Source organism: Streptomyces hygroscopicus subsp. hygroscopicus, assembly GCF_001553455.1.
Classification (GTDB): Bacteria; Actinomycetota; Actinomycetes; order Streptomycetales; family Streptomycetaceae; genus Streptomyces; species Streptomyces hygroscopicus.
Genome location: NZ_BBOX01000005.1, coordinates 1 through 7,630, shown reverse-complemented (window position 1 = coordinate 7,630; position 7,630 = coordinate 1). Strand labels below are relative to the sequence as shown.

Genomic DNA, 7,630 nt, shown 5'->3' with positions numbered 1-7,630 from the left:
AAACACGCCCTGGGCGCAGAGGATGCCGTCTGGATCAGGCCGCCTGCCGCAGCTCGTGGCCGTCGGCCAGGTGCCGGTGGGCGCAGGGTCGGGGCTCGGGGCGCGGTCCGCGGCGCAGCAGCCGGGGCAGGGCCAGACAGACGAACCCCTCGGCCTGCATCGCGGCCAGGCCGATCCGGGGCAGGTCGCGGGTGTTGCGGAAGACCACGAAGCGCGGCTCCCAGCGCGGCTGGAACTTGGCGTTGAACTTGTACAGCGACTCGATCTGGAACCAGCGGGAGAGGAACACCAGCAGCCCCCGCCAGCCGCGCAGCACCGGGCCGGCGCCCAGCTTCTCGCCGCGCGCCAGGGCCGAGCGGAACATCGCGAAGTTCAGCGACACCCGCTTCACGCCCAGCTCCGGGGCGGCCCGCAGCGCGGCCACGATCAGCAGCTCGTTCATGCCCGGGTCGGCGCTCCGGTCGCGCCGCATCAGGTCCAGCGACATCCCGTCCGAGCCCCACGGCACGAAGTGGAGTACGGCCTTGAGGTCCCCGTACGGGCCCTCCTCGGCGCCCTCGGCGGCGGCCTTGTGGGCGGTGGCGATCACCGCGTCCCCGTCCGCCGGGTCGCCGATCCGGCCCAGCGCCATCGAGAAGCCGCGCTCGGTGTCGGTGCCCCGCCAGCCGGCCGCGGCACGCCGGATGGTCTCCAGCTCCTCGGGGCTCAGCTCGGCGGCGCGCCGCACCCGGGTCTGGTAGCCGGCCCGTTCGATCCGCTTGACCATCTGGCGCACGTTGCGCATGGCACGCCCGGACAGCGTGAAGTCCGCCACGTCGACGATGGCCTCGTCGCCGAGCTCCAGCGCGTCCAGACCGGTCTCCCGGGTCCACACCTCGCCGCCGGTCTCGCTGCACCCCATCACCGCGGGGGTCCAGGAGTGGGCCCGCGCCTCCTCCATGAAGCGGGCGATCGCGCCGGGCCACGCCTCCACGTCGCCGACCGGGTCGCCGCTGGCGAGCATCACCCCGGAGACCACCCGGTAGCAGACCGCGGCCTTGCCGCTGGGGGAGAAGACCACGCCCTTGTCGCGGCGGAGCGCGAAGTGGCCGAGCGAGTCGCGGTGCCCGTGGGCGGCGAGCAGGCCCCGCAGCCGCTCCTCGTCCTCGGGGGTGAGCCGGGCGGCGGGGTGTTCGGGGCGGAAGGCGAGGTAGACGGTGGTGGCGACGGTCAGCAGGCCGAGCGCGCCGAGCGAGTAGCCGACGGTGTAGTCCGCGCCGTGGCGGTAGTCCACCGGCCCCTCGAAGCCGAACAGGCCCCACAGGACGTGTTCCAGCTGCTTGCCGAACGACGGGCGGCCCTGGATGGTGTCCGGGTGCGAGCGGACGATGAGCAGCCCCACACCGACGCTGACCGCGCCCATCCCCACGAAGTTGGTCAGCGCCATCCAGCGGCTGCGCGGATCCGGCAGCGCCGCGAACTCGGCGCGGTAGCGGACCATCACCCCCAGCAGGATCAGGGACAGGGCCATGCCGGCGACCGAGTGCCGGTAGAGCAGCTGTGCGGCGGCGCCGATGGGCAGCAGCCCCACGGCGGCGACCCAGGCCCGCCGCTTACGCCGTTTGAGGCCGTGGGCCAGCATCAGCAGCAGCAGACCGACCACGATCGAGGCGGCCGCCGCCAGGGAGCTCACGGCGCCCGGCAGCAGCTCGGCGAGGGCGTGCACCCTGCTGTGCCGCAGCCGGGGGAAGACGATGTCCATCAGCCCGATCAGCCCGCAGGCGGTGCCGACGGCCGTCGGCACCGCCTCCGGCCTGGGGCCGCGCAGCAGGCGCCGAAACCGGGTGGGAACCTCTCCGGACGTTTCGGCATCTTGACTGTCAGACATTTGTATTCCCGTCGCATCGGTCAAGGGGATCTTTGATTCTGTTGCGCGGTATCCGCACGATTGCGTCCAGTAAGACGGCATATGAGGGAGTGGGGTTGCTTCTCCGGCACCGCTGGGAGGTGCCCCAGGCGGCAAGGGGAACCGGCCGCCCGGCAGAAAGATAGTGATGGGTCTCACGAGCAACAACATCGTGATCGCTGCGGCCGTCGCGGCGTTGCTGCTGTTCGCCGCCACGGTATGGCTGTGGCCCCGGCTGGCCGGGCGCGGGGTGGTTCCGGTGCTCGGCCGGGTCGGCTTGTTGCTGGGGACGCAGCTGACCGTGTTCATGGCGTTCGGATTGTTCGCCAACCAGTCCTTCGGGTTCTACGGCTCCTGGTCGGACCTCTTCGGTACCCAGGACGAGCCGGGTGTCGTGGTGGACCACGACACCCCGGGCACCCGGGTGCGGGTGACCGACACCCGCCATCTGGCCGTGGCGGGCAGTTCGTCACCCGAGGTCGCCGGGCGGATCGAGAAGGTGAACATCCAGGGACCGGTCTCGGGGATCGCCAGCCCCGCGTACGTGTATCTGCCGCCGGAGTACTTCCGGCCCGAGTATGCCCGGCGGACCTTCCCGGCCGCGCTGGTGCTGACCGGGTACCCGGGAACCACCGAAGCTCTCATCAATGGCTTGAAATACCCGCAGAACGCCCACAAACTGGCCTCATCGGGGAAAATGCAGCCCCTGGTCCTGGTGATGATGCGGCCGACCGTGGCATCGCCGCGCGACACCGAATGCGTGGACGTCCCCCGGGGGCCGCAGACCGAGACGTTCTTCACCAGGGACGTACCCAAGGCCGTGTCCCAGCACTACCGGGTGGGCAAACAGGCCCGTAACTGGGGTGTCATCGGGAATTCCACCGGCGGCTACTGCGCCCTGAAGATGGCGATGCGCCACCCCGACGCGTTCTCCGCCGCCGCCGGGCTCTCCCCGTCGTACGAGGCCCCCATCGACGCGACCACGGGCGACCTCTTCGGCGGCAGCGAGCGGCTGAAGCGGGAGAACGACCTGATGTGGCGGCTGGACCACAAGCCGGCGCCGCCGGTGTCGCTCCTGGTCTCCAGCAGCGAGCACGGTGAGAAGAACTACAAGGACACCGTGCGCTTCGTGAACAAGGTGAAGCGGCTGAACCGGCGCGGGGAGCCGACCCGGATCTCGTCGATCATCCTGGGCACCGGCGGCCACAACTTCAACACCTGGCGGCGGGAGGTCCCGGCCGCGCTGGAGTGGCTCGGCGGCCGTCTCAGCGACCGCTGAGACCGCGTCTCGCGCCATCCGGTCACCCGGTCACCCGGTCACCCGGTCACCCGGTCACCCGGTCACCCGGTCCGGTCCCCCGGTCACCCGGTCAGGCCCGTGATCCCGGACCGGGGCGGCCCGTGGCGCCGGACCTCGGGCGGCCCGTGGCCCGGGTCACCCGGTGCGACCCGCCGTCCGCGCGGGTCGCACCGGGTGGGGGACTTCCCCGCGGGGGTCCGGGGGCGGCCGGGGCGCGGGCCGTGGCCGGGCGGGGCGGAGCCCTACGCGTCGGCGACGGTCTGGAGCCGGACGTCCCCGCGGGCGATACCGCCCGCGTCGGCGTCGATCGAGCGGCGGAGGGCCTCGTGCAGGCGGGCCGGGGTGAGGACGCCGAGGAAGCGGTCCTCGTCCAGGACCGCGATCCAGCCCGCGTCATGCTGGAGCATCGTGCTGAACGCCTGCTTGAGCGGCGCCCCGACCGGCAGCCACGCCTCCATCCGGCGCGCGTGGTCCCGTACCAGCCCCTCCGCGCCGTCGGCCGCGTCCGCCGGGATCCAGCCGTGCAGCCGTTCCGCGTCGTCCAGGACGACGGCCCAGCGCGCCCCGTCCGAGGCCAGCCGGGCGGCCGCCTTGGGGAGCGGGTCGTCGAGGTGGACGACGGGCGGCTGCTCCAGGTCACCGGGTTCGATGGGGGTGACCGACAGCCGCTTCAGCCCGCGGTCCGCGCCGACGAAGTCGGCCACGTACGGGGTGGCGGGCGCGCCCAGCACGGTGGCGGGGGTGTCGAACTGTTCGATCCGCCCCGACCCGTAGACCGCGATACGGTCCCCGAGCCGGACCGCCTCCTCGATGTCATGGGTCACGAAGAGCACCGTTTTGCGTACCTGTGACTGAAGTCGCAGGAATTCGGTCTGCAGATGTTCGCGTACGACCGGGTCCACCGCGCCGAACGGCTCGTCCATCAGCAGCACCGGCGGATCCGCCGCCAGCGCGCGGGCCACCCCGACGCGCTGCCGCTGACCGCCGGAGAGCTGGTCGGGGTAGCGGTCGCCGTAGACGGACGGGTCGAGGCCGACCAGGTCGAGCAGCTCGGCGGCGCGCTCCCGCCCCTTCTTCCGCTGCCAGCCCAGCAGGTGCGGCACGGTGGAGGTGTTCTCCAGCACGGTCTTGTGCGGGAAGAGCCCGACCTGCTGGATGACGTAGCCGATGCGGCGGCGCAGGGCGACCGGATCCGCCTCGGCGATGTCCTCGCCGTCCACCGCGATCCGCCCCGACGTCGGCTCGATGAGCCGGTTCACCATCTTCATCGTCGTCGTCTTGCCGCAGCCCGAGGGGCCGACGAGCGTGACCAGCTCACCCTCCGCCACCTCGAAGGAGAGGTCGTCCACGGCCGTCGTGCCATCGGCGTAGCGCTTGGTGACATGCTCGAAACGGATCATGGCTCCCCATTGTTGCCGCATTCGTGGCAGAGATTGTTGCTGTTGTGTGGCGATCGGACGAGATTGTCATCTCCCGGGGTTAGGGTCACCAGGAATTGGTGAAGGGGAACAGGCCCGCGACCCCGGCGGGGGAGGTGAGCGTATGGCCGACGGAAACTGTCTGATCAGTAACGAGTGGATATGCGGTGAGTATGTACGCACACGCGGTCAGGAGCTGACGGACGCGACGCTCGAGCATGTGTGGATCACGCTCGCCTCGGTCGCGATCGGCCTGGTGGTCGCCTTTCCGCTGGCCCTGCTGGCCCGCCGGTGGCGGGTCGTGGCGGGGCCGGTGCTGGGAATGACCACCATCCTCTATACGGTGCCGTCGCTGGCGATGTTCTCGCTGCTGCTGCCCGTGTTCGGGGTCTCGGCCGCGGTGGTGATCACCGGTCTGGTGCTCTATTCGCTGACGATCCTGGTGCGGAACATCATGGCCGGTCTGGCCTCGGTGCCCGAGGAGGCGCGGGAGGCGGCCCGGGGCATGGGGTACGGCCCGCTGCGGCTGCTCTTCGGCGTGGAGCTGCCCCTCGCGCTGCCCGCGCTGATGGCCGGGTTGCGGATCACGACCGTCTCCACGGTCTCGCTCACCACCGTGGGCGCGATCATCGGATACGGCGGTCTGGGCAACCTCATCTACGAGGGCATGCGCAGCTTCTTCAAGGCGGAGGTGCTCACCGCCTCGGTGCTGTGCGTGGCACTGGCGGTCGTGGCGGATCTGCTGCTCCTCGCCCTCCAGCGGCTGCTGACGCCGTGGGCGCGCAAGAGTCGGAAGGGCACCACCTGATGGACGTCGTCGCCAAGGCGTGGACCTGGCTGGCCACCGGTTCGCACTGGGCGGGGCCCGACGGGGTGTGGCACCGGCTCGGCCAGCATCTGTTCCTGACCTTCGTCTGCCTGGCGATCTCCTGCGCGGTGGCGCTGCCGATCGCCGTGGCCCTCGGCCACATCGGCAAGGGCGGCGCGCTCGCGGTCAACATCTCCAACGCGGGACGCGCCGTGCCCACCTTCGCCGTCCTGGTGCTGTTGCTGCTCAGCCCGCTGGGGACGCACGGCCAGTGGCCCACGATCATCGCGCTGGTGCTGTTCGCCGTCCCGCCGCTGCTCACCAACGCCTACGTGGGCGTGCGCGAGGCGGACCGGGAGGTCGTGGAGGCGGCCCGCGGCATGGGGATGACCGGCGGCCAGCTGATCCGCCGGGTCGAGCTGCCGCTGGCGTTCCCGCTCGTCATGACGGGCGTGCGGACCGCCGCGGTGCAGGTCGTGGCCACCGCGACACTGGCCGCGCTGCCCGGCGGCGGCGGGCTCGGCCGGATCATCACGGCGGGCTTCCGGCTCACCGACACCCCGCAGGTGGTGGCCGGTGCGGTGCTGGTCGCGGCCCTCGCGCTGGTCGTCGAGGGCGTCTTCGTGGTGCTGGGGTGGGTGCTGGACCCGATGCGGCGCAGGACGGGGCGGCGGGCCGCGGCCCGGCTGCCCGCCGACCAGGCGCCGCAGTCACCGGCGCTGACGGCATAAGCCGCAGGAGCCCCCGGGCGGAGGACGCCCGCGACCGGATGCCGGGCCCGGACGGCGCGCACAACTTCGACAACTATGGATGGGAAACCCATGAGCAAGATCTATCGGGCGGCGGCTGCCGTGGCGGGGGTCGCCGCACTGACGGCCGGTCTGACCGCCTGTGGCGGCGACAGCCTGGAGAAGTCGGGCGGCGGCGACAGCTCGGGAAAGCCGGGCAAGGGCTCGCTGGTGATCGGGTCCGCCTCCTTCGCCGAGTCGAAGATCCTCGCGGAGCTGTACGCGGGGCTTCTGAAGGACGCCGGCTATTCCACTTCGATCAAGACGGTGGACGCCCGCGAGCTGTATGAACCGGCCCTGGAGAAGGGCCAGATGGATGTCGTACCGGAGTACGCGGCGACGTTGGCCGAATTCCTCAACCAGAAGAAGAACGGGTCGAATGCCGCCCCGGTGGCCTCCTCCGACGTCGACGACACGGTCACGGCGCTGAAGAAGCTCGCCGAACCGCGCGGGCTGAAGGTGCTGGAACCCGGTAAGGCGGTGGACCAGAACGCCTTCGCGGTCAGCCGTGACTTCGCGAAGAAGCATGGTCTCAAGACGCTCTCCGACCTCGGGAAGTCGAAGCAGAAGGTCACCCTCGCGGCGGGCGACGAATGCCCCAAGAGGCCCTTCTGCCAGCCGGGTCTGGAGAAGAAGTACGGCATCGAGGTGGCCGGGATCGACCCGCTGGACATCGGCAGCGTCCAGGCCAAGCAGGCGGTCAAGGACGGCAAGGACCAGATGGTCCTGACCACGACCACGGACAGCACGCTTGATCAGTTCGGGCTGGTGCTGCTCGACGATGACAAAAATCTGCAGAATGCCGACAACGTGCTTCCCGTGGTGAATGCGAAGTCCGCCGGTTCGCAGAAGATCGCGGACACCCTGAACAAGCTCAACAAGGTGCTGACGACCGCCGATCTGACCGAACTCAACAAGAAGGTCGACGCCGAGCGGCTCAAGCCGGCGGATGTCGCCGAGGAGTACCTCCGGGACAAGGGACTGGTGAAGTAGGATCAAAGCCCCGCCCGGGGAGAGGCTTGGCAAGGGATCATGACCGCGCCCCCGCCGTATTTGCCAACGGATTGACAACGGATCTGGCCCGGCGGGCACCCAAGCGACCCCTTTGCACGGTAAGTTTCGGGCCATGTCACGTGGACGCCACCGCCAATCCCCACCCCTGCACAGGCTCCTTCTCCCCGCTTCGGTCGCAGTCGCGTCAATAACCTGTGCCGCCGGTGCCTGGCTGGTCGGCGACACGGTCGTGATCCGCGGGCTCGCCGCGACCGCGGCCGCCGCCGCGGTCGTCGGCGCCGTCCTGATGCGCCGCTGGGACCGCTCGGCCGGCCGCCGGGTCGCGGAGGCCACGAGCGAGACCGCGCGCCACGGAGATGAAGTACGAGGGAAGCGGAGTCGCGAGCTGGAGGCGGACGCCGAGACGGACGAGCGACG

Annotated in this window: 6 protein-coding genes and 1 pseudogene; 5 read left to right on the top strand and 2 right to left on the bottom strand. The window is 70.8% G+C overall.

The window, feature by feature from the left end:
• Positions 1 to 34: 34 nt before the first annotated feature.
• Positions 35 to 1,867 carry a phosphatidylglycerol lysyltransferase domain-containing protein gene (locus tag AXW62_RS00885; protein WP_060942774.1) on the bottom strand — a complete coding sequence of 611 codons (1,833 nt, stop codon included), beginning with the start codon at positions 1,865 to 1,867 and terminating at the stop codon, positions 35 to 37.
• A 166-nt stretch (positions 1,868 to 2,033) separates the two neighbouring features.
• Between AXW62_RS00885 and AXW62_RS00880 the strand changes: the two genes are divergently transcribed.
• Positions 2,034 to 3,164, top strand: a complete 1,131-nt coding sequence (locus AXW62_RS00880; RefSeq protein ID WP_060942773.1) for an alpha/beta hydrolase — start codon at positions 2,034 to 2,036, stop codon at positions 3,162 to 3,164.
• A 263-nt stretch (positions 3,165 to 3,427) separates the two neighbouring features.
• Here the strand turns inward: AXW62_RS00880 and AXW62_RS00875 are convergent, their stop codons facing one another.
• Entirely contained in the window at positions 3,428 to 4,585 is a 1,158-nt protein-coding gene (locus tag AXW62_RS00875) for a betaine/proline/choline family ABC transporter ATP-binding protein (protein ID WP_060942772.1), read from the bottom strand.
• A 142-nt stretch (positions 4,586 to 4,727) separates the two neighbouring features.
• On the opposite strand from AXW62_RS00875, the gene AXW62_RS00870 reads away from it, so the two are divergent.
• From AXW62_RS00870 to AXW62_RS46990, 4 genes and pseudogenes are all read left to right on the top strand, one after another.
• Positions 4,728 to 5,411: an ABC transporter permease gene (locus AXW62_RS00870; RefSeq protein WP_060942771.1), complete on the top strand. Its 684-nt coding sequence runs from the start codon at positions 4,728 to 4,730 to the stop codon at positions 5,409 to 5,411.
• The gene (locus AXW62_RS00865; protein ID WP_060942770.1) at positions 5,411 to 6,142 is read left to right on the top strand and encodes an ABC transporter permease; all 732 of its coding nucleotides are present in this window, start codon (positions 5,411 to 5,413) and stop codon (positions 6,140 to 6,142) included. Before AXW62_RS00870 ends, AXW62_RS00865 begins: the two co-directional genes overlap by 1 nt.
• Positions 6,143 to 6,232: 90 nt before the next feature.
• Positions 6,233 to 7,192 carry an ABC transporter substrate-binding protein gene (locus AXW62_RS00860; RefSeq protein WP_060942769.1) on the top strand — a complete coding sequence of 320 codons (960 nt, stop codon included), beginning with the start codon at positions 6,233 to 6,235 and terminating at the stop codon, positions 7,190 to 7,192.
• Between the two features lie 250 nt (positions 7,193 to 7,442).
• Positions 7,443 to 7,630, top strand: a pseudogene (locus AXW62_RS46990) (hypothetical protein); the annotation flags it as partial.